At 55.9% G+C, this 22888-nt stretch carries 21 protein-coding genes; 3 read left to right on the top strand and 18 right to left on the bottom strand.

Annotated elements, in window-relative coordinates:
• Window positions 1-210 precede the first annotated feature (210 nt).
• Window positions 211-948 carry a hypothetical protein gene (locus ATW55_RS05230; protein WP_067713505.1) on the top strand — a complete coding sequence of 246 codons (738 nt, stop codon included), beginning with the start codon at window positions 211-213 and terminating at the stop codon, window positions 946-948.
• A 44-nt stretch (window positions 949-992) separates the two neighbouring features.
• A complete protein-coding gene (locus tag ATW55_RS05225; RefSeq protein WP_067713502.1) occupies window positions 993-1871 on the top strand; it encodes an alpha/beta fold hydrolase in 879 nt (292 codons plus the stop codon).
• Window positions 1872-2568: 697 nt separating this feature from the next.
• Here the strand turns inward: ATW55_RS05225 and ATW55_RS16255 are convergent.
• The 18 genes from ATW55_RS16255 to speE all read right to left on the bottom strand — a co-directional run bounded on the left by ATW55_RS16255 (window position 2569) and on the right by speE (window position 20548).
• Window positions 2569-2745 carry a glutaredoxin family protein gene (locus ATW55_RS16255; protein ID WP_160327168.1) on the bottom strand — a complete coding sequence of 59 codons (177 nt, stop codon included), beginning with the start codon at window positions 2743-2745 and terminating at the stop codon, window positions 2569-2571.
• 97 nt (window positions 2746-2842) lie between these two features.
• Window positions 2843-3586: an OAM dimerization domain-containing protein gene (locus ATW55_RS05220; protein WP_235587006.1), complete on the bottom strand. Its 744-nt coding sequence runs from the start codon at window positions 3584-3586 to the stop codon at window positions 2843-2845.
• Window positions 3583-4812: a lysine 5,6-aminomutase subunit alpha TIM-barrel domain-containing protein gene (locus ATW55_RS05215; protein WP_268753366.1), complete on the bottom strand. Its 1230-nt coding sequence runs from the start codon at window positions 4810-4812 to the stop codon at window positions 3583-3585. Before ATW55_RS05215 ends, ATW55_RS05220 begins: the two co-directional genes overlap by 4 nt.
• Window positions 4703-5197: a lysine 5,6-aminomutase subunit alpha TIM-barrel domain-containing protein gene (locus tag ATW55_RS16990; protein ID WP_268753365.1), complete on the bottom strand. Its 495-nt coding sequence runs from the start codon at window positions 5195-5197 to the stop codon at window positions 4703-4705. Before ATW55_RS16990 ends, ATW55_RS05215 begins: the two co-directional genes overlap by 110 nt.
• On the bottom strand, window positions 5157-5783 hold the full coding sequence (locus ATW55_RS05210; protein ID WP_268753367.1) for a MutS-related protein: 627 nt from the start codon (window positions 5781-5783) through the stop codon (window positions 5157-5159). The genes ATW55_RS16990 and ATW55_RS05210 overlap by 41 nt, the downstream gene beginning before the upstream one ends.
• 179 nt (window positions 5784-5962) lie before the next feature.
• On the bottom strand, window positions 5963-6781 hold the full coding sequence (locus ATW55_RS16700) for a hypothetical protein (protein ID WP_067713494.1): 819 nt from the start codon (window positions 6779-6781) through the stop codon (window positions 5963-5965).
• Window positions 6762-7886 carry a hypothetical protein gene (locus ATW55_RS05200; protein WP_067713490.1) on the bottom strand — a complete coding sequence of 375 codons (1125 nt, stop codon included), beginning with the start codon at window positions 7884-7886 and terminating at the stop codon, window positions 6762-6764. Before ATW55_RS05200 ends, ATW55_RS16700 begins: the two co-directional genes overlap by 20 nt.
• A 25-nt stretch (window positions 7887-7911) precedes the next feature.
• Window positions 7912-9264 carry a lysine 2,3-aminomutase gene (ablA, locus tag ATW55_RS05195; protein ID WP_082685563.1) on the bottom strand — a complete coding sequence of 451 codons (1353 nt, stop codon included), beginning with the start codon at window positions 9262-9264 and terminating at the stop codon, window positions 7912-7914.
• Window positions 9261-10319 (bottom strand): L-erythro-3,5-diaminohexanoate dehydrogenase, encoded by a 1059-nt coding sequence (locus ATW55_RS05190; protein ID WP_235587005.1) that lies wholly within the window; start codon window positions 10317-10319, stop codon window positions 9261-9263. Before ATW55_RS05190 ends, ablA begins: the two co-directional genes overlap by 4 nt.
• A 150-nt stretch (window positions 10320-10469) precedes the next feature.
• Window positions 10470-10637 carry a hypothetical protein gene (locus ATW55_RS16250; protein ID WP_160327166.1) on the bottom strand — a complete coding sequence of 56 codons (168 nt, stop codon included), beginning with the start codon at window positions 10635-10637 and terminating at the stop codon, window positions 10470-10472.
• 119 nt (window positions 10638-10756) lie between these two features.
• Complete coding sequence (locus ATW55_RS05185; protein WP_067713483.1) at window positions 10757-11293, bottom strand: MarR family winged helix-turn-helix transcriptional regulator; 537 nt, start codon at window positions 11291-11293, stop codon at window positions 10757-10759.
• The gene (locus ATW55_RS05180; protein WP_067713478.1) at window positions 11290-11832 is read right to left on the bottom strand and encodes a mismatch-specific DNA-glycosylase; all 543 of its coding nucleotides are present in this window, start codon (window positions 11830-11832) and stop codon (window positions 11290-11292) included. The genes ATW55_RS05185 and ATW55_RS05180 overlap by 4 nt, the downstream gene beginning before the upstream one ends.
• A 30-nt stretch (window positions 11833-11862) precedes the next feature.
• A complete protein-coding gene (locus ATW55_RS05175) occupies window positions 11863-15081 on the bottom strand; it encodes an MMPL family transporter (protein ID WP_067713475.1) in 3219 nt (1072 codons plus the stop codon).
• 541 nt (window positions 15082-15622) lie between these two features.
• The gene (locus tag ATW55_RS05170) at window positions 15623-17107 is read right to left on the bottom strand and encodes a sigma-54 interaction domain-containing protein (RefSeq protein WP_082685561.1); all 1485 of its coding nucleotides are present in this window, start codon (window positions 17105-17107) and stop codon (window positions 15623-15625) included.
• Complete coding sequence (locus ATW55_RS05165; RefSeq protein ID WP_067713470.1) at window positions 17097-18404, bottom strand: HD domain-containing protein; 1308 nt, start codon at window positions 18402-18404, stop codon at window positions 17097-17099. The genes ATW55_RS05170 and ATW55_RS05165 overlap by 11 nt, the downstream gene beginning before the upstream one ends.
• Before the next feature lie 25 nt (window positions 18405-18429).
• Entirely contained in the window at window positions 18430-18825 is a 396-nt protein-coding gene (locus ATW55_RS05160; RefSeq protein ID WP_067713467.1) for a DUF1934 family protein, read from the bottom strand.
• Window positions 18826-18839: 14 nt separating this feature from the next.
• Window positions 18840-19718 carry an agmatinase gene (speB, locus tag ATW55_RS05155; RefSeq protein ID WP_067713464.1) on the bottom strand — a complete coding sequence of 293 codons (879 nt, stop codon included), beginning with the start codon at window positions 19716-19718 and terminating at the stop codon, window positions 18840-18842.
• Complete coding sequence (speE, locus tag ATW55_RS05150) at window positions 19715-20548, bottom strand: polyamine aminopropyltransferase (RefSeq protein ID WP_067713460.1); 834 nt, start codon at window positions 20546-20548, stop codon at window positions 19715-19717. Before speE ends, speB begins: the two co-directional genes overlap by 4 nt.
• A gap of 201 nt (window positions 20549-20749) precedes the next feature.
• Between speE and ATW55_RS05145 the strand changes: the two genes are divergently transcribed.
• Window positions 20750-22840 (top strand): transglycosylase domain-containing protein, encoded by a 2091-nt coding sequence (locus tag ATW55_RS05145; RefSeq protein WP_067713456.1) that lies wholly within the window; start codon window positions 20750-20752, stop codon window positions 22838-22840.
• Window positions 22841-22888: the final 48 nt, after the last annotated feature.

Below are 22888 nucleotides of genomic sequence, written 5' to 3'. Positions count from 1 at the left end.
GCGCCACCCACACGACTGAAAGACGAGAGTTCTTTGAATCCAGGTTTACATAAACGAGCCATGGTTCACACCCACATCGCTAAGAGATAGGCCGTTAGATGCCTTCTCGTCGATTTTTGGGGTGTACCAGAAATGTCAATAGTTTTATTGTGATTTCATAAACTTTACACAAAAATAGAGATCCAAATTTATACAGCAACTGCATAACTCATGATTGTTCTTAGAGGTTCTCAACAAACTGGAGTTCAAGTAGATTTATGGTCAGATACAGACATTTTGATGATTCTTCATCCGAAAATAGAAATCAATGAAGACAGATTCATTCACGCGCACAATCCTATTGGGAATATCTTGGGAAGCGAGATATATCGTGGATTAGAATCCATCCTCTATAGGACTGCAATTGAATATGAATCGTCCATTCATCTATTGGATTCAAGTCTTTGTACGTATAATGAATGGACCTCTATCGAAGCACTCAAAGATCAATCATTCACGGTCGTGTACGGACACATCGAGATTCCTACAAAAGCTGTCATGGGTATAGCGAAGTCAGATCTTTCATTTTCCCCTTATGAGAACGAGATCAACAAAACGTGGTTCAAGTTCACCATGGCTATTAAGAAATTCGCACGCAAAGACAATTTGATAGGAATGCATTTGCTCCTTGATCTAATCCGAGAGTATCTAACTCTTGAAATGATTGAAAGAGACATTCGAGAAAAAACAAACATCCATCGATTGGGTCACAGTGAACACCTACCTGCGTCAATTAAACTATCCAATATTGAAGAAACGAACCAAGAGGGTCTATTGAACTATATCGCAAATCTGGCGCATGCATACGATCAAAAATTGCTGGATAACGTGAGCAACTATAAAAGCCGCCGTAATAAAATATCGGAATATATAGATGAATCGATACGATATTTACGTGGAGAACACTGATACCCGACCATTCGTTTCCTCATTTGCCAGAGAGGGGATTCATCATGACCGATCTTTTTGTTGAAGACTTTGGAGAAAAATCAGCTCCACCACTACTCTATCTCCATGGAGGACCGGGAACCGGTTCGTATGATTTCGTCTTATACCAGCAGGATTATCTAATTGAAAACGTGCGCTTGATCACATTCGATCAACGGGGGGTACTACGATCACCCGCGATTACTGATGCGGATTCCTTTGGCATCAACCGTTTAATTGAAGATATAGAACAAATAAGAAAGTCGTTATCCATTTCGAAGTGGACCGTATTAGGGCATTCGTTTGGTGGATATCTAGGCGTGCTTTATGCTAATGCGTATCCATCATCCGTGGACAAACTTATTTTTGAAAATGGTACTTTTGATTTAGCTTCATCAGCACGATCACTACTGCAAGGTGCAGCAACCGAGTATGCCATACTGGGAAACCTAGATATGTCATTAGCTTGCATGAATCTAATCTTTGCGACATCTAAGCGTTCCATTTCAGAACTATGGTCGGAATTTACGGACCTGACAAACGGCTTAGGCGATCATAGAAACCGTCTCTATGTCCACAGTATAAAAGCGAATTTCTTTGAGGATATCGTAAAACGATCCTCTCTGTCGGATGAAGATTGGGGCAAAGCTGGTATGCACCAAAAAAGATTATTTGAAGAGGGCGCCATTTTTCAATCGCTTTTAACTCATATTCCAAACCATCCTACATTACTCCTAAAGGGCAAATTCGACTACGTGATGAGCCTGGATCAGATCCACGCCTACCTTCACAAAAATTCGCATACGGAACTCATCATTTTCGAGAATAGCGGACATTTTCCTCACGCGGAGGAAGCCGAGAAATTTTCTACAGAAATTTATCGTTTTATCGGAGTTGGCAAGTGATGTATCAATGCGCTGCACAACTCGACTCCGATGCGGGACAAGCTTGTACCTCTTATCGCACTTGGGCGTTTTGAAATAACCCCGTTGTTACGTTGAGTGTCCCTTTGGTGTTCGCGCTTGAAAATGAGATTCGATCACCGTTCACGCCAGAAATATGAACAGCTCCCCTGAAAGGATTGGGTAGGGTCCATGTCTTGAATTGATCCGTGTTAACAAGAAATTCACCGATAACACCCTGCGCGGGGTTTTTGATGGAGGTGCCCGAAAAGACAAATTACTCCTCCCAAACACCATGGATGTACACAAGATCTTTCAACCACAAATTGGTGACATGATACATCCCGTGATCGAGAAACGGGAATTGCCAACCTCCATTACGCATAGGCGGTACGAAACCCGGTGTAACTGACGGTTCCAAAAGATGTGCCGGTGGAGCTGCGTGAGCGATAGGTGATGCCTGGGGATGAACTGGCGCAGTCTGAGTCAATCTGTTTCGCACACGTTGTATTTGGTCCCTTTTCGCATTTTGAATACTTGGCGTCTGTGAAGAATTCCTATAAAAAGGAATGACAAAATACGCTGTCCCCAAGATACCTGCAAACAGCGAACTGGACAGGGAAGCGATAGGAATCCATCTCATGATTCATCACCATCGTCGCTCTTTATCATCGCTCTTCATCTCGCCCAAACACCCGCTTCATCGGTTGCTTTCCCACTGCGCCGCGATCGCGGCGAGCAGCTTCATCCGATCAAACCCCTGAATCCACGTCTCGCCGATGCGAAACACCGGCAATGTTTCCATCTTCTGATCCCGCAAAAGCGCGATGTGTTCAGGCTCTTGATAGATATCAATCACGTCAAACGAAAGATGCAACGATCCAAGCCAAACCTTGGCTGCCTGACAGCGCGCTCAGGTTGCCTGGCTGTACAACTCGATGCGCATAAAAAACCCTCCTCGCGAGTCACTCCCTCTATTGTAACCCGCGACGGATCATCTCGTGAACAATAAACGAAGAAACCTCAGGCGCCAGCGTCCCCGGTCCGAATCCCGCGTCATAACCGAGCTCAAGCGCAAGCTCATGGCCAATGCGCGGCCCCCCACAAATAAGAATCAACTTTGAGCGCAAGCCTTCCGCCTCCAGCATGTCGACGAGTTCACCGAGATTGGGGATGTGCACATCCTTTTGCGTCACCACCTGCGAAACCAGGATCGCATCCGCGTTCAGCTCGCGCGCCTTGCGCACCAACACCTCATTCTCCACCTGACTTCCCAGGTTGTACGCGTCAATCTCCGGATACCGCTCAAGCCCATACTCTCCCGCGTATCCTTTCATATTCATGATCGCATCAATCCCAACCGTGTGCGCATCCGTCCCCGTGCAAGCGCCGATCACCACGATCTTGCGCTTGATCTTCTCGCGGATGAGCGCGTTTACCTCGACGAACGAGAGCACGGGGCTCTCCACTTTCGGCACGCGAATCGACGTGTAATCCACCTCCGTCGCGACCTTGCCATACAGCACAAAAAAGCTCATCTGCTCTCCCAGATCCGCCATGTGCACAACCTGCGGTTCAAGCAGCCCCATGCCCGACGCCACCTGTCGGGCACACTCGCGCGCCTCTTCACCAAAAGGTACCGGAAGCGAAAAGCTCACCTGCACAACACCGTCATGGAGCGTATCGCCATAAGGCTTGACGCGCATCAGATCGTTCACGCGTTGATCTCCTCGCTTTCCCGCGCAACATGGCCGGCGTCTGCCTCATCAAGCTTTAGCGCGGCGCGCAGCGCATCTTCCAGCGGATTGAAGTAATCCTGCTCACGCAGCACCACACCGCGCAGCCCTTTGCCACTCTCAAGGGTTCGTTTCACATCCGCAAACTCGCCTTCTGCAATCGCCTGAAACAAGCCCTTTGACCGCACATCGCGCAAAAGATCAAGCGCCTCATCCAGCACCTGGCGCGCGCGCGCCACCATCTTTCCCTCCGGGTTAAACATCAACTCATCGCCCAAATGGCGCGCATTATTGAAAATATAGCGCGCCGCTTCGAGCGCAAGCTGCCGATCGTGAATCAGCGGGGTATGGATCGCCTCGGTCATCATGCCAAGCAGTTGGATGCCTTGCCCCGACGCCACGCCAACCAGGTTGAACAACGCGTCTTGCACGTGGCCGCGAAAAATGTTGCCCGTCATGTGCTTCGTCGGGGGCATATACTTGAGCGGCGCTTCCGGGAAGATTTCGCGCGCCATCAGCGCCTGCGCCCACTCGAGAAGAAGTCCGTCTTCTATCTCCGGGTCCATCTCAAACGCGTGCCCAAGCCCCAGTTGGCTTGACGGAAGTCCTGAGCGAAACGCCAGTTGCTCATTGATCAACTGTGACGCAAGCACGGTGTGTGCGGATTGCACTGCATCTGCCGTAGTGAGGTAGTTGTCCTCCCCCGTGTTGATGATAATCCCGGCATACGCGTTGATCATGCGGCTAAATGATTGGTCGACAAGCGTCCGCTGCATGTTGATATCGCGAAAAAGGATGCCGTACAGCGCGTCATTGAGCATCACGTCAAGCCGCTCAAGCGCCCCCATCGCAGCGATTTCTGGCATGCAAAGCCCCGAACAGTAGTTGCACAGACGGATGTAGCGCCCCAGCGATTCACCGACCTCGTCGAGCGCCGCGCGCATGATTTTAAAGTTCTCCTGTGTGGCGTACGTCCCGCCAAAGCCCTCTGTCGTCGCCCCAAACGGCACATAGTCAAGCAGCGACTGCCCAGTGCTGCGGATGACCGCGATGATATCCGCCCCTTGTCGCGCCGCAGCGCGCGCCTGCACGACATCTTCATAGATATTGCCTGTCGCGACAATCACGTAGAGAAGCGGCGACTGCCCGCCTGAGAGACGGCGCGGATACGCCTCGCGCTGTGTGCGTTTGCGCCGCGATCCGCGCAAGCGCCGCGGCTGCCAACTGCGCCCCGCGCGCGCGAATCTCTCCTTCTGGCAGCGTTTGAAACGAGAGAATGTCTGCATCGCCGCGCGCCACATCACTGCACAGTGTCGCCACATCGCCCCCTGTTTGTGCCAAGGCCTGAATGAAGTAGCGAGCGACCCCGTGTGCCAACTTCCCCTGCTTTAGCACCTGATCGACCATCAGGTTCGCCACCGGCACGCCTTCCTCATCGACGCCGTCAACTCCGAGCAACCGCAAGACCGTGCGCTCCACGGCCACCGTCGAACGCTTGCGAATATAGCGTGTGACATCCTCGGCGATGCGCGACGCCTCCGCGCGCGCTTCTTCAATCTTCCCTTCCGCAAGCATCATCTTCGCAGTCGGCACCCAGCATCCCCTCCACATCTTCACTCTGCCCATCCCCGTGCATAAACCTCGCCGCCTCTGCGACAAGCGCCGCGGGAAGCCCAAGCCAGGCGGCGACTGCGATCCCTTGGCGCAGTTCCGTCCCCGTTGCCGTAGTCAACCGGTAATCCATATGCGCCCTGAGATCCTCTGGCGTGTGACACATCGCAAGCGCCTCTTTGCTGATCCCGCGCACGGTGAGGTGCGTCGCACCCGGCAAGCGCCGCGAAAAATGCGTCACTGCAAAAGTGACGCCACTGCGCGCCGTCTGACGCTTTTGCAGGATCGCGAATAGCAGCGCCTCCCCCTCCTGCGGATTCGTCGCACGACCCACTTCATCCAGGCACAATAAGACATCTTCCCCCGCGAGCGCTTCCTTGATCGCAAGCACCTCCGCTGCAAACGTGGAGATGCCTGCGTCAAGCGCCTGCTGGTCTCCGCCGATATAGCGCAGCGCCATATAGAGCGGCGCGCGATACGCCGAGGCAAACACAGGCGCGCCCCACTGGTGCAGCAGTTGCGCGCTGAGAAGCGTCCGAAGCGCAGCGCTCTTCCCCCCCATGTTCATCCCGGTCAGCAGCGTGACACGCGTTTTGAGCACGATATCCACAGGTTGAAACGCTGCATAAAAAGGGGGGCGACCTGCACAAAGCTCCGGCGCGTCACCAAGCTCTGACCACACAAACCCGGCGCGCTGCCTTGCCGCGACACGTCCGAAAAGATCATCCAGCCGCCCAATCTGTACCATCAGTGCCTCAAGCGCCTGCGAATCTTTCGCGAGGGTCCCTGAGACGCGCGCGCACACCTCTGCGCGCAGCCCTCGAACGATCCCTTCGCACGCGTCGAGTTGTGCCGTCGCGCGCGCCTGTGCGGCATCTTCCACCACGTCATACACCCGCTCTTCGCGCGTCGTAAGGCGCAGTCGCAGGCGCGGATCACAAAGCATCTCTGCTTCGCGCGCGCATGAAGCGGCGCGATCAGCGTGCCGTCGCGGCGCATGGCGCGGCCGTACGCGTCGTGAAGCGCGCGACTCACGTTTCGCTTCACTTGATCAAGCGCCAGGCGAGCGCGCGCGGATGCATCCGACGCCGCACGGAGCGAGGCGTCAAGCGCATCAAGACAAAAGGCGGAATCCCCGCCGCCGACAAGCTGAATGAACGGTTGCGCCGCCGCACTGTCCCACCAAGAAAAGCGCAGGGACACCTGTGCCAACGCAGTGTCAAGCCCGATGGCCAAATGAATCGCGCGATGAAGCGTCGCGAGTTGTGCCTCTGAGAGTGTGCGCCCTTGCGCGACAGCGGCACACGCCGCTGCCGTATCGGGAAACTGATCGAGCAACTCTGCCAGACGCTCGTAAAGCGGCGCGCGTTCAGGCAGCGAGCAGGAAAACGCTGCATCAAGCGCCCGCGCGTCTGCCTGATCGCACCGCCACGCGTCTTCATCCCCCCGGCAAAACGGTCCACGTGCGCTGCGATACGTCGCGCCGCACGCCGTTCGCGTCGGAAACAGCGTCTGCAGCGTTTCCCACGCCACGTAAGCATCTGTCTCAGCCGTCGTAAAGCGCACACGCATCCACCTCCATCGCGTCGATTACAGGGACATCCACCTCTGCCTCAAGCGCGCGCATCAGCGCGCCGCGCTCAAGGCGCTGCCCGCCGCGCGGCGTCGTCGGATTGACCGCGACACCAAGCAATGGAACAGACCTCAAGACGCGCAGTCGGTGTCCACCACGCGTAAATTGCCGCATGGTCTCATCGCCGCAAAAGAGATGGGCGGCACTGCGCACAATCACTACCTGTGGACGCTTTCGCGCCGCGACGCGCGCAAGCCATGCGTCCGTTACGGCGCCGCCGCAATAAAACACACTGTGCGCATCCGATACACGAAAGTCTCGCTCTAAATCGTCCGTGAGCAGACTGCCTTCAGGCAAGAAAATTGGATCGCCCCAGAGCGACTCACCGTAACGGTCAGACGCCCATGCGACAAGGCCTTTTACAGATGAGAGATCCGGCAGTTGCCGCGCGAGTTCCGGCTCAAGTTCGGATAGGCCCAGACGCAAAAGTGCAGATTTTGCGACCGCAACCGTCTCTTGGAGCGAGCCGTGCACGTTTCCCACCGCGAGAACGACACCATCGGCAAGCTCCGGATCGACCGCAGCCATCCGTGAAAGCGCGCCATCGATCAGCACATAAGCCGCACCTCGCGCAAAAAACTGTGCCTTGAGCGAAAGCAACTGCTCCTTTTGCCGCACACCTGCCAAAACGACCGAACCGGGGGCGCGCGTCTGCCCGATCCACACCTCACCTAAGGGCGAGGTGACCGATGTTGGCGCGTGCCACGCCACGGCTGCCGACGATTCGGCATTCGCCGCGATCACCGTCGCAACCCATGTCCCCTGTCGGCAGACGATCTGCGGCTTTGGCGTACCCAAGATCACGTCAGCCCGCTCGCCATCAACGCCAATGCTCACAAGCGCAAGCGACGCGCGGGGTGCGCACTGGAGCAGCCCGCCAAGCAGTGTCGTCTTCCCGGCATGCTTGTTCGTGCCGACCACGGCCAGCGCGCGTGCGCCAATCGCCTCAGCCCGCGCCCAGATCTCCATCATCACGTCGCGTGCCGCGAGCATGCCGCGCATCGCAAACACTGCGCACAGGTTTGGCGTCGCGCGCAAATGATCACATCACACACTTCATCCATTACGCATCGCCATCCCATGTCCCGCCACGCATCGCCTGATTGGCAAGCGCCTGCCGCCCTGCGCCCTCACCTTGGTGGCCCGCCGCGCGGTGCAAGCCCTTCGGCTCAAGGCTCAGCGCCTGATTGGCAAGCAGCTTCGCAACGCCGATCGCCTCTTCTTCGTGGTTGTGTGTGCACGTCGGCGGACACCCTTGATCCTCGTAGACCGGCTCGTTGTAGACCGAGATGACCCCTTCAAAATTGCGCAGGATCACTTTGCTGTGCCCTTGCGAGATCAGATATTGCGGCATGACCGGAATCTTGCCGCCGCCCCCCGGTGCATCGACGACAAAGGTGGGAACAGCGTAGCCAGACGTGTGGCCGCGCAACTGTTCCATGATTTCAAGGCCTTTGGAGACGGTCGTGCGGAAGTGGCTGATCCCCTCTGACAGGTCGCACTGATAGATGTAGTACGGGCGGACGCGAATTTTGACAAGGTCGTGCATCAGTTTTTTCATGATGTGCGCGCAATCGTTCACTCCGCGCATCAGCACCGTCTGGTTGCCCAAGGGCACACCTGCGTCAGCGAGGCGCTCGCACGCAAGTCTTGCCTCCGGCGTGATCTCATCCGGGTGGTTGAAGTGCGTATTGATCCACACCGGGTGGTATTTGCGCAGGATGTTGCAGAGGTTCTCTGTGATGCGCTGTGGGAAAACGACGGGCGCGCGCGTTCCGATGCGAATGATCTCGACGTGCGGGATCGCACGCAGGCTTGAGATGATGTATTCGAGGATCTTGTCATTGACGAGCAGCCCATCACCGCCAGAGAGCAGCACGTCGCGAACCGCTGGTGTGCGGCGGATGTAATCGATCGCCGCGTCGAGCTGCGGCTTTGGCACCGCGTGTCCGACAGCGCCTGAAAAGCGGCGGCGCGTGCAGTGACGGCAGTACATCGAGCACTGGTTTGTGATTAAAAAGAGAACGCGATCCGGATAGCGGTGCGTCAGACCGGGCGCGGGAGCATCCTCGTCTTCTGCGAGCGGGTCCTCCATATCCCACGGCGAGCGGGACATCTCATGGGACAGCGGAACCGCCTGCAGACGCACGGGACAGTTCGGATCATCCGGGTGCATAAGCATCGCGTAGTATGGCGTGATGCGCAGCGGAATGGACTCCTTGACGCGCGATACGCCGATTTTTTCCTCAGGCGTCAGATTGACCACTTGCGCGAGATCCTCCATGGTATCAATCGTGTGCGTGAGTTGCCACTTCCAGTCGTTCCACTGCTCATCCGTAACGTCCTTATAGAGCGGAATATCGCGAAAATGTCGCTGTTTTTTCCCGTACAAAATCTCGTGTGGCGCAAGGCTCATTGTGGTGTTCCTCCCCCGGTTGGTTGTGCCAGTTTTGCTGCAAAGACAGCCTGCAATTTGGGTTCATCCCGCACGAGTTCAAACGCCAGCTCTGCGTGCCCCTCTGCGTATCCGTTGCCAATCAGCATGTCGACGTCTTTGCCGACACCCTCCGCCCCGAGTGCAGCCGCTGTGAAGGATGTCGCCATGCTAAAGAAGTAAACCAGCCCGCGCGTGCGGGTCACCAGAATGGAAGCAAGTTCCGTGCCAGGTGCGCTTACGCAGTTGATGGTGACATCCGCAAGCGCACCGCCCGTCACATCCAGCATCGCGTTCAGCGTTTGCACAGGGTCGCGCGCGTCCGCCACCACGACATGGTCAACACAACCGAGTTCGCGCAGCGCTTGCGCTGATTTTTCGGCAGTCTCAAACGCGAGCAGTCGCCCCTTTTCGCCGATTTTTCGGCGTGCCTGAACGGCGGACAGCATCCCCGATTTGCCGCCTGCGCCGAAAATCGCCACCGTTTGCCCCGGTTGGCAGATGCGCGCCACCTGCGCTGGCGCCCCGCACACGTCACACACAGCGAGCGCGAGCGTTTCAGGCAAATCGCTCGGCAGGCGCGCGAGCAGCCCGCTAGAAAAGAGAACGGCGGTGCCGCGACAGATAACTTGGCCTGTATCCAGATGAATCGAGTGAATTTCCTCCATGTAAAGCGGCGTGAGCGAGAGCGAGACAAGGGTGGCAATGCGATCCCCTGGCGCAATACCCGACCGATTCGCATAGTTCAGCCCGATTTCACGCACGGTGCCAAGCAGCATCCCCCCGGACCCGGTAACTGGGTTATGAAGCTTCCCGCGTTCACGGATGATGGACATGATGCGCTCGGAAACAGCACGTTCGTCACGGCCGACATCCGCGACGATTTGCTGAAACGACGCGGCGTCCACATTGAGCGCCGACACATCAATCAGCACTTCATCCTCCCTGCACACCGGTGTGGCGTCAAGCCGCCACGCGGGTTGCGGCATTGCGCCGCGCGGTTCGAGCACACGCCTTATACCGTATGGATCAGACACAAAAAATCCCCCTTGCGCCATCGTTTCGTCATCAACGACCTTGCAAGGAGGTAAGCAATTTTCATGCCAAATAAAGAGAAAAAGGAAACTCTCCCTTCGCCACTTGAAGTGACGTTTGAGAAAGTCCCCTTTTTCTTCGATTGTACTGATTTAATACTCTTTCCGATTAATGCCCCGAATCGCCCTCGCGATTTCAACAAGACTATCGGCCAATTCATTTTCAGCTCGCTCGAACTTACGATGCAAAAGAAAGCGCTTCGCCTCTTGCAATTCCTTGATGGCTTCGTTGATGTCTCGAACAGGATGGTGGTGTGTCATACGATATCACCTCCTTAATGTTCGTACATCATACGTCGCTCAAGGTAACTTGCGTGTGCAGGTACCCTAGTCCATCATCACGTTGTAATAAATGATACCCCGCATCCTATCGAAATAGGTTAGCGCAGCAACTTTAGCGCATTGCGCACATCGCTGTAGAGGCGATAAAAATCGTCACGACTGTGCGCCGGAAGCGCGCCGAGAAACGCCTGAACATTGGCTTGGCGATGCGCGATGACTTCGCGGATCAACGCCTCTCCCCGCTCTGTGAGCGTAAACCAGACCACACGCCGATCATCCTCATCCACCGCGCGCGCCAGCAACTGCTTCTCGACAAGTCCATGCGTCAGTGTCGTCACAGGCCCAGATGTGATCCCCATCATCTCCCCGATCTGGCTGGCCGTTGCGCGCGACACCTGACGCACTTTCCGCAAGAGAATCGTCTGCTTTGGCGTGATGCCGTGAAGTTCTGGCTCTGAGCCGAGCAGTTGCAGTTCGAGGTCTTTTAATAGATCGTAAATCACGATATCCAGGTCTTGGATGCCGTTTGGCAAAATCTCTTTCCCGCACGGAACACGCTCTTCCGTTAAAAGCGCATCTGCGCTTTGTTGCTCCTCTTCTTGCCGGCGTGAACAATCCGTTTCTTGTTCTCTCATCGCCCTTCACCTCTAATTTCTCGCATCGGCCACGGACAGTGTGCGACTTCCTCTGCCAGCGCGCGATACACCGCGACTTGTTCCGCAAGCTTCATTCGCACCAGCCCACTTGTAGCGGGCGCGACAAAATAATGCGTACACCCATCTGCCTGAGACTCCAAAAAGCCAAACGCCCGAATCGCCTTTCCGAAAAACGCCTGGGCGACACCCTTCCCGACGAGACAGGCAATCATTGGCCGGTACGCTTCGATCTTCGCGCGCAACAAAACCGCCCCTTCGCGATACTCTTCGCGTGACAGTTCATCCGCCCTGCGCGTCGGGCGCGCGACAATATTCGTAAACCCATACCCGTATTCCTGCAAGAGAAGGGAGCTCTCTTGCGGTGTAAAAAGCCGCGTTGTAAGTCCTGATTGATACAGTATGGTATAGAAGCGGTTGGATCGCCCCGCATAGTTGAAGCCTAATTCGTGCGAGCGCAGGGAAGGGTTGAAACCGACGAAAAGAACGCGCAGTCCATACGCCAAGCGCTCCGTTTTCATTCGCTTCACCCTTCCTCTCTCATGCTCTTTTCAGTCTACCATTAGCGCGCCATCGCTTGCACGCGCGCGGCGTCCGTCCACTTCATTCTCGGTTTCATCGCGTGTAAAAAATGGCCAGTGGTGCGCGCGGTCGACCACGGAGACGGCTGAGGGCACGAAGAATCCCAACAAAAGACCTGTATAAATGAAGAGCCCCAAAACCACGGATGATCCGATCTCAAGAAGCGCAGTAACGCCTGCGACTGTCATTGAGCCAAATGTTCCTGCCATGATGATTGCCGCCGCAAAGACGACGCCTCCCATACGCTGCATGGCAAGGCGGATCGCCGTGCGCGGTGCCAAGCCCTCTTTTAACATCTCATCAAAGCGCGCCATCAAGAAAATGCTGTAATCGACGCCAAGTGCCACCAAGAGGAGCAGGGAGAAAAAGGGCACCGTCCAGTCGATTCCCGTGTAGTGAAGCACGGAGACAAAGACAACCTGCATGACACCCATCGTCACAAAATAACTGGCAATCAGCGACACCAGAATGTAGAGTGGCGCAAGCAGCGATCGAAGCATGATGGCGAGCAGGACGAAGATCGCAAGGAAGATCAGGGACACCGTGCGCAAAAAGTCGGCGTTTGAGATCTGATTGAGATCCTCTTGTCCCGCGCTCGTACCGCCCATATAAATTTGCCCTGAGTGAAGCGGGCTTGCCGCTAGCGCCACTTGCGCGACATTGCGGAGTTTCGCAACATCTGAAAGAGCGGCCGCACTGTACGGGTTGACCGTGAGATCGACCGTAAACTGCGCAATATGGCCGTTAGGAGAGATGTAAGCGTTCATCGCTTTTTGTAAGGATGCATTCTTTGCCACAACCGATGCTGGAACGTAAAACCCAGGGTTTCCGCTTTGTGCGGCATTTTGTGACTGATGAAGCGCCTGATTGGCAGAGCTCAGTCCGCTGTGTAGCTGCGTCGCACCGCTCGCTGCCTTGGCAAGCCCATTTTGCAGTTGCGATGTACCTGCCGCCGACTGCGCCACACCGGATGCGACTTGCGATGCACCCGTGGCCAATTGACCTGATGTGTGTGCGAGTTGCGCGGCGCCTGTCGCAAGTTGTTGTGCGCCATTCGCGAGTGCAGTTCCTCCCTGATGGAGTGAAGAAGCTCCCGCCGAAAGTTTACCGGACGCCGTCGCGAGCGCCTGCATGCCTTGGGATAGCGGGCCCGCTCCTGCCGCGAGTCTGCCGGTTGCCGCGTGAAGTGCCGATGCGCCTGACGCCAATTGAGCCGTTCCACTCGCCGTTTGCGAGAGTCCCTGCGCGAGCGCGCCCGACATGCCGAGAATCTGTTGCATCGATGCGTCATTTGCGCTTGGGTGCGCCTTGAGCCACGCCGCAAGCGCCTGGTTCATCTGCGCTGACAACGCCGAGAATTTAGCGCTTGAAGACTGGAGACTTTGCAAACCTGACGCAACTTGCGCTGTACCTGGTGCAAGTTTTGCAAGACCAGAAGTCACTTGAGAAACCCCCGCGCCCTCTTGCGTGATTCCCGCCTGCAATCTGCTCAATCCTGAACCTAACCGAGCCGCGCCCGTCGCCAAGGCGTTCGCACCTGTGGCAAGCGTCGGCAAATGCGTAGAAAACTGCGATACCCCTTGGTGATACTGTGCGAGTCCGCGCGCAAGGTTTTGCGCGCCCGTCACGAGCCGCGATTGGTCGGATACGCCTTGACGCAGCTTCACCGCCGCCTGTGTCAGGCCGTTTGAGAGCTGTCCGAGCCCTGTGTTGATCTTTGTGACGCCCTGCGCGATCTGCCCGTTTTGGTGCGCGAGTTCAAACGCGCGAAGCAGCGTTCCGGTCGGTCTCGTCGCACTGTCCACCTGAGAGACAAGCGGCGCGTGCGAAAGCGCCTGAGAAATCTGTTCAATCGTCGCAAGTCCTTGCGATGAGCGCAGATTGGAAGGACTCTGCAAAATCACCTGAACGGGCATCACACGCCCGATGCCAAACGCGTTTGCCACTTCGTGAAATCCTTTGACGGACGGCGCCTGAGGAATTTCTTCAAGCGAGTTAAACGAGCGCAAATTGGTAAACTGCGCCGCGATTGGCGCGAGCAAAACGATCGAGAGCAAGATCGTCCACCACGGGTGACGGGTGGCGATGCGACCGGAGAAACTCCAGATCGCAGAAGGCTTGTGCGCCGCTCCCACGACAGGTCGACGCGGCCAAAAAAGGGTGCGCCCGAAGATCCCCATAATGGATGGAATCAGTGTCATGCACGCGAGAATCGCGAAAAACACGCCGATGCTGACACCGACAGCCGAGCGATAAAGACCAAAGTTTGCAAAGTAGAGCACCGCGAATGAGACAAAGACGGTCGCCGCACTAAAAAGGATCGTTTTGGAAACGCCGCGCATGGCGGCCGTCATCGCGGCAAGCACATCTGGATGATCCTGCGTCATTTCTTCGCGAAAGCGATTGAGCATCACGATCGAGTAGTCTGTCCCCGCGCCGAACAGGATCGCGATGAGAAAGGTCTGCGTAAATGTAGAGACCGGAAAACCGTGCAGCGCGAGTTTAGCCACGATCCCTGATGTGATAAGAAAAGATACTCCAATCGTAAGCAGTGTGACGATCGGCGCAATGATCGAGCGAAACACGAGAAACAGGATGACGAGAATGAGTGCCACAGTTACACCGCCGCTTTTGCTCACGCCATTCATCGAGATCGTCATATTGTCGACGGTGATCGGCGTTGCGCCCGTCAAACTCACATGCGCACCCTGCGGCGGGTGTGCAAAGAGTGTTTGCATATTTTCGTATCCGGTCTGTGCCGCCTTCGTGGTGTCACTTTGCGCCATGCCAAGAAAAGCGATCTCTGTCGTTTTGTTTTTGCTAAAAAATGATGAGGCACCCTGTGGGGTCTGCGCCGCCGACTGAATGGTATCAACGCCGTATTTCGCTTCATCGCGTTTGATGACGGCCAATTGATCATTGAGATACTGTTTGTCACCTTGCGTCAATCCGTTCGGATTGACCAGCACCACAATCGCGGATGACTTATAGGGATGTTTTCCCTGCATGGTTCCGGCAAGTCGCGACGCAACCTGTGACTCTGCCGTGGAAGGAAGAAAAGGCGTGCTGTGGTGCGCGACGACCGAATTGAGATTGGGCAGAACCTTGACAGAGAGAACTGCACCGACGATCCAGAGGATAATGATGAGAAAACGCAGTTTATAAATCCACGATGCGTAAGATCTCACAGATTTTCGCCTACCTTTCAGAGACATTCGCATGCGCACACTCGCTATTTCTGCAGGCGAACTCGAACAACCAATTATCTTTAGTATAAAGATAATTGGTTTGTCTCTTTCCGGCAAGGTGTGCGACTGATGTTTCATGAGATCGACACGGTTGGGTCAATCCCACAACAAACGTACACGATTTCATTGCGTATCGTTTCACGTCAGTCGCAATTCCATGCGAGCTCCCCTTTTCACCACCCGTTAGGCTTTGGTATTTGACCATTGGTATATTATTTTATTCTGACTGTGTTATCTCTCATTTGCATACACAAAAAAAGAGGACCTAAAGGTCCTCTCTTGTCAATGGATGATTGGCCGTACGTGTTTCCTCGTACTAAGCTGTGAGGCTTGAACCGTCACCGAGGAGATCAAAGACGTGGAAACAACTGTAATTGTCTTTAGCACATCCCTCCAACTTCTATAAGAAGTGGAATGATCGTCCTACCTTGAGTGAGACGTTACGTTTTCCAACGCAACCACACCCTCTCTTCCATCGACCTTAGTCATTCTGTCCACTGCGCGTTGTCTTATTCACCTCTGCAGAGCGCATTTCAGAAGTCGCAATGTTTCGGGAAATACCCAACTTTTTCATCTTGGACTGCAGCGTCTGACGAGGGATCTCAAGCAGGGTCGCGGCAGCGCTCACGTTCCATCCGCAAACGGCAAGCGCGTGCGCAATCAGGTCACGTTCAAGCGCCTCTACACTCGCGAAGAGCCCCTGTTGTCGCCTGTCTGCAAGAGGATGTAAACTTCCCGGCTCACCTGCATCCGGCTCACCGCGCGACATGTGGTACTGCGCGAGATACTGCGGCAAATGTTTCACATCAATCCAATCGCCATCCACCAGATTCATCGCCGATTCAAGCGCATGGCGCAGTTCCCGCACATTCCCAGGCCACGCCGCTGCGCGCAAAACGCGCATGGCATCCTCCGTTACCCCGCGCACCGTCATGCCAAACCGCGCGTTGCAATCCGCCACAAAGTGATCGATCAGAAGCTTCAGATCCGCTTGCCGCTGCGCGAGTGCGGGCAAGCGCAAAGAAACCACCTGAATGCGATAGAAGATGTCTTCACGTAGCATCTTCTCGCGCACGGCAATTTCCGGTTCCACATTCATCGCGGCGAGGATACGCACATCAATCACGCGCGCTTTTTGATCCCCCAGGCGGCGGACGTGCTGATCATCAAGCACGCGCAGGAGTTTTGCCTGCAAGTCAATGGGCAGTGCATGAATCTCGTCGAGAAAAAGCGTCCCTTCACTCGCGAGTTCGAACAGCCCCGCGCGATTCTCAGCGCCTGTAAAGCTCCCTTTTACCGTGCCAAAGAGAATTCCTTCAAGAAGCGGACCAGGGAGCGCCGCGCAATTTTGCGCGATAAAAGGGCCGTTTGCGCGCGGACTCGCCGCGTGAATGCCCTGCGCAAAAAGTTCCTTCCCCGTCCCCGTCGGGCCGTAAATCAAAACTGGAGACGATGTGCGCGCAGCTCGCTTTGCGCGCGCTTTCACTTCCAGCAACACAGGGTCAGTTGTGAGTATATCCTCAAGTGTGTAACGCACCGTAGCCGAACGGCCACCTGAACGCGGTGGACGGGTGGCCGCCTGAAGTTCGACGACCCGCTCTGCGAGATGCTGAACCTCCGTAATGTCTTGCGCGATCTCTAAGGCCCCGTACAGCCGTCCATCACGATACACAGCGCGCGTCGCATTCGCAGTGTGCACCTCGTCCCCCCGAAAGTTTCGATACGATTGACGGCGCAAGAGCACAGGATCTCCTGAGCGCAAAACGCGCAACAGCGAGCTGGTCTCCTCCGTAAGCGATGGGTATACGTCAAGCACATGCCGTCCGAGCACCTCTTCGCGCGTAAGACCGTCAAGCGTCGCCGCCATCTGATTGTAGAGGATCGTCACACCGCGGTGATCCACCGCGTGAACACCGACGCGAACCGCTTCAAGCAACGCCTGAAGCCATACATCCTCATCCCTCATCCAACCACTCCCTCGGGAAAATCACGCGCGACACACTGGCGCGACGCGATTTCACCGCTTCGACAATGAACGACTGGCGCGCCAGTTCCGTCGCGTTGCCGTGTACGTCAAAAAGATAGATTTGCTCAAGCGTTGGATCGGGTTCATCCGCTCCGACATACGGATCTTTGTACGCCTGACTGCCCGCCTGGTCAAAGATCACGTAAAAATGGGCTGGCAATCCTTTTTTGTGGGCGACACGTTCCATGCGCGCCTGCCACATCATTGCCTCATCGTTTGAATGTACATCCACACTGTGAAATAGGCGCCGATTCAAAAGGCGCTGCGCCAAATCCGCAAGCACCGCATCCTCGTGCCGGGAAAACGCGCGCAGCGCAGACCACAGAAGGTGATCGTCCAATTCAAGGTAATCGGTGATCGCAGATGATCCTATCTCGGCAGCGTTCTTTCTGCCATCCACTGCCAGTCGCAAATCCCCTTGCAGCAGCGCGCGCAGAGCCGGAAACCCTGGAAGATCTGCCCCGACTTGCGCAGCACGAGCAAGCGTACGCTCGACAAGCACTTCGGCAGAACGCGTCAAGCGATGAAAATAGACATGAAGATACATATAATAGCGACACATGATATAGTCCTCAGCAATGCTCTGGCCGCGTGCAAGGTCAAGCCCTATCTCCGGCTCCCCCTGGACTTCGCCGATACGCATGACATGAAGGAGCCACTCCACATCAAACGTGCCATATCCCGCCCCTGTCATCAGCGCATCGCGCAAAAGGTAATCCGTGCGGTCCATGTCAAGCTGTGAAGAGAGCAATTTTACAATCGCGCGACTCTCCGGAAAATTCTTCTCAATCAACCGCGCCACCTGTTCAGAAAATCCGCTGGAATATGCCTCCAGCACCTGATGAACCTCAGTCTCTTTACTGCGTATGATCGCCGACGTGAACCGCTCATGACGAACGCCCGTGACCGCTTCGAGCGCATGCGAGAATGGTCCGTGGCCAATGTCGTGAAGGAGGGCCGCAGCAAGCGCTAGCTGACGGTATTCACGCAAAGCGTACGCCCCGCGCGTTCGCTCTCCCGCACAATCCTCGTCGAGAAAACGGCGAGCGAGATGGGTGACCCCAAGCGAGTGGACGAAACGGGAGTGCTCGGCGCCCGGGTAGACGATGTTGCTGAGTCCCAGTTGCCGAATGCGCCGCATGCGCTGCACTTCCGCTGTATTGATCAGGTCAATGAGCAATTGATCCTCTTCACCAAACGCGATGAGATTGTGCACAGGATCGCGAAAGCTCTTCACGCCATCACCCCTTTCACGACATCACTCACGGCTCAAACTCAAGTTCAATCGCAATCGTTAGCGGTTGTTCATCTGCGCCTTGCATGACCATTGATGCGACGATCTCCGCTTGAATCCCACGGTTTGTCACGAAAACGGCGAGTGTTGTGGTGTGTACGCGAAGCTCCACTTTTCCTTCCGGAAAATCGTAGAATCCGTCTGTCGTCTGATCCAGTTCAAAATTGTATGAAGCGCGTACACCCCCCACCCGCTCCACGCGGATAAACGGCCTGCGCGTGAGCGAGAAGGTAACCGTCGTCTCCGTCTGTGCGAAGTTCTCCTCCGGCTCCTTATAGATCGCCTGATAGAGGGAGCCGCGCAGGCGAATCCGCGCAGGTGCCTTTGTGTCAAGCTCCCCCGATACAATGTGAATCGTACCCACCCGTTCCCGCTCCATCAGTCAGCAAATGCCAGCAGTGCTTCACGCACCACTTTGGCCGCAACAATCTGCGTCTGTTCTGTCGCGTCAAGAACAGGTGCGACTTCAACGAGGTCAAAACCCACCACATTGAGTCCCTTCATCGCATGTATCGACGCAAGCAGCTCTTTTGAGGTGATCCCGCCCGCTTCCGCCGTCCCTGTTCCTGGCGCGTGCGCGGGATCAAGCACATCAATGTCAACCGTGACATAGATTGGCCGCCCCTCAAGCCGCGCCAGACACCCGCGCAGTGGCTCAAGCACGTCAAACGGATAAAAATTCGTATGCTTCTTCGCCCACGCGAACTCCTCGCGCGTGCCTGAGCGAATCCCGAACTGAAAGATGTTTGCAGGATCGACAAACCCCGCGACCTTTTTGATGACCGCAGAGTGAGAGAGCTGTTCACCCTCGTACTGATCGCGCAAATCAGTGTGCGCGTCAAAATGCACAAGTGCGACCTCCGGGATACGCTTTGCCACGGCGCGCATCACGCCAAGCGTGACAAGGTGCTCCCCGCCAAGCCCGAGCGGAAACTTGCCGTCATCCAGCCACTTGCCTACATACTCCTCGATCATGGCGAGGCTGCGATCGGGATTGCCAAAAGGCAGTGGAATGTCTCCCATATCCACAAAACTCGCATCCAAAAGGCTGCGGTCGAGATACGGGCTGTACTCTTCTAGCCCGAGCGACACTTCACGAATGCGCCGTGGCCCAAGCCGCGTCCCTGGCCGAAACGACGTCGTCCAGTCCATCGGCATACCATAGATCACCGCGCGCGCAGCCTCGTATCCATCTTTTGCGCCAATAAACGACTGCCCCGTGTACGCCGGGTCAAACGGTTCGCGATGTCCCCTCACTTTGTGACCAACTCCTTGGCAAAGCGCGGCAACGCAAACGCGGCAGCGTGCAGTTCCGGCGTGTAATACTTCGTGACAAGCTGGCTTGTCCGCGCAAGATCGGCGATCGTTTTTGGATCATACACCTTGCTGCCAATCGTGAAGCTCCAAAGTCCGCTCGGGTAGGTCGGAATGGACGCGAGATAGAGGTGCGTCTGCGCAAAGAGCGACGAAAGATCCCCAAAGACGCGCGCGATCAGTTCACCGTTAAAAAACGGCGACTCCGTCTGCGCCACGACGATGCCATCCGGGCGCAGCGCGCGATAGATCGCTTCATAAAAGTCCCGTGCAAATAAACCGACTGCAGGCCCGATTGGGTCGGTTGAGTCCACGATGATCACGTCATACTCGCCTTCGCTCTCGTTGACGTGCGCGATGCCGTCAATCACGCGCACCGAGACGCGCGGATCGTCAAGCGCACATGCAATCGCCGGCAGATATTTCTTCGATACATCAATAACCCGCCCGTCAATCTCTGCGAGCACGGCGTGCGTCACGGTCGGATGCTTGATCACTTCGCGGATCACGCCACCGTCCCCTCCGCCTACGACAAGCACCTTTTGCGGATTTTTGTGCGCGCTAAGCGCCACATGCGAGATCATCTCGTGGTACACGAATTCGTCGCGATCGGTTGTCATCACACAGCCGTCAAGTACGAGCATGCGCCCCCACTCCAGCGTGTCAATCATCGCGATGTCTTGAAACTCGCTCGTCTCCGTGTGAAGGGACTCTTTGATCTTCGCCGTGATCCCGTAATTCGCCGTTTGTTTCTCCGTATACCAAAGTTCCATCTTGACACTCCTCGTCCTCACAATAAACATCTTCGCTAGTATAGCAAATCGGCGATCCTGCGACGACATCTCTTTGAAGTTGTTTAAAAAAGGCCGCAGAACGCTTCGATCCATCGTAGCACCTGTGCCAAGCGCTCCTTGACGCACCTGATTTTGTTTCGATGAACTGGGGCATACTGGAAACGCAAGGAGGCGACCGCATTGCGCAAATGGAGACTTCACCCCCTGTTACTCACGCCTGCCACACTTTTTCGCATCACAGTAGAATCACCCCACCCACCGCACACGGATGAACCGCGGCGCATACTGCGTCTCTTTCAGGCAAAGCCGATGATTCTCATCAGCTCAAGCCTTGCGGGCTTTTTTCTCTGCACACTCGGCTACCTGAAATATGCCCCACTTCCAAAAGGGATCATCATGGACCCTTCGCGCATCCTCGCGTCTGATGGAAAAGGCCTCGCCGATCTCGTATCTGCCGGAGTCACGCGCCAGGTTGTCACACTTGCGGACATTCCACTGAGCCTGCAAGAAGCGACCGTTGCGATCGAAGACCGTCAGTTTTACGCGCATCACGGCATCAATCTAAAAGGAATCGCACGCGCGCTCTTGGCCAATGTCGGCGCGGGCCACGTCGTGCAAGGCGGCTCCACGATCACACAACAACTGGCTAAAAACCTTTTCTTGACAAGCGATCGCACACTTTCGCGAAAAATGCGCGAAATGCTCCTGGCCATGCAACTGGAGTGGCACTATACAAAACCGCAAATCCTTAGTGACTACCTGAATGTCATCTACTATGGAGAAGGCGCCACAGGAATTGGAACCGCCTCACTCTCGTATTTTGGCAAGCCCGTCTCGCGATTGACCCTGGCAGAAAGCGCGATGCTCGCAGGACTGCCAAAGGGGCCAAGCCTCTATGATCCGCTGTTGCATCCAAAAGCGGCAAAGGAGCGACAACATACGGTGCTATCCGCCATGGTACACGCAGGTTTCATTACAACAGCCGCCGCGCGCGCCGCAGAACGACAGCCGCTCACATACATCCGGCGCACCGCTGCGCAAACGGACGCGCCCTATTTTGTCGATGCGGCAACGCGCGATCTCAAGCAGCAGTTTCATCTGACGAGCGACGATCTCTACCGGGGCGGCCTGATGATCCACACACCGCTTGATGTCACCCTTTCGCGACACGTCGATCAGATCATCAAGACAAAGCTGCAGCCGTTTCCCGGACTGCAGGCGGCGGTGGTCGTAATGGATCCGCAAAATGGCGATATTTTGGCCTATTCGGGCGGCCGCGACTATCGCACAAGTCCCTATGACCGCGCACAAGCCATGCGGCAGCCTGGTTCAACATTTAAAGCGATGGTGTATGCGGCGGCGCTTGAGCGCGGAAAGACACCGGCGACCCGCTACAAGAGCGCACCGACGGTCTTTTCACTGTCCCGCACGCCAGGTTCAGCCTATCTTGTGCACAATTTTGCGGATGACTACGCTTATCACAACCTCGACATGCAGCAAGCGATCGCGCGCTCTGACAATGTGTACGCTGTGCATACGGCGCTTGACACGGGGCTTCTCCACGTCATAAAGACGGCGCGCGCGCTTGGACTGCCAGATGACATGAAGCCTTACCCAAGCCTCGCGCTCGGCGTGTTCCCAGTCTCCCCACTTCAGATGGCGCGCGCCTACGCGGTGTTTGCCAATGGCGGCCTGCTTGTGCACCCGCATTTTGTCTCGCGCATCACCGATGCGCAAGGCCACGTGTTGCGCCGCGCGCCAGACGATCGCCTTCAGGTGTTGCGACCGGGCATCGCGGCACAGATGACCCAGATGCTGACACATGTCATGAAACCAGGTGGAACCGGGTATCGCGTTGCAAGCCTTCTGACTGAACCTGTCGCCGCAAAGACAGGCACGACTGACACCGATGCGTGGATGGTCGGCTATACGCCGCGCGCCGTGTGCGCCGTGTGGGTCGGATACGACCAGATGCGCCCGCTAAGTTCTCTCGCGTCGCATGTCGCCGCGCCGATTTTTGCAAATGTCATGGAACAGGCCATTCGCGAGCGACCGAGCAGTGGCTTTTTAGCAACCGCGACATCCGGCATTGAAAATGTGGCGATCGACCCAGAAACTGGCCAACGCGCCACATCGATGTGCCCTGACCGCGATATCTTGCCCTTTCGCGCAGGGACGGCGCCGACGGTCACATGTGTGGCACATCCAGAGAAAAACGCCCCTGTGTGGGAACGCGCCTGGAATGCCGTGCGTTCACTTTTTGGAGGATAATTGAACCCATTCCCTGCGCCTGGGTCATGTGCATATGCTATACTTTCA

Origin of the sequence: Ferroacidibacillus organovorans, from assembly GCF_001516615.1 — a bacterium.
Taxonomy (GTDB): Bacteria; Bacillota; Bacilli; order Alicyclobacillales; family SLC66; genus Ferroacidibacillus; species Ferroacidibacillus ferrooxidans_B.
The sequence above is the reverse complement of the archived record's forward strand: the minus strand, read 5'-3'. Positions and strand labels throughout refer to the sequence as shown.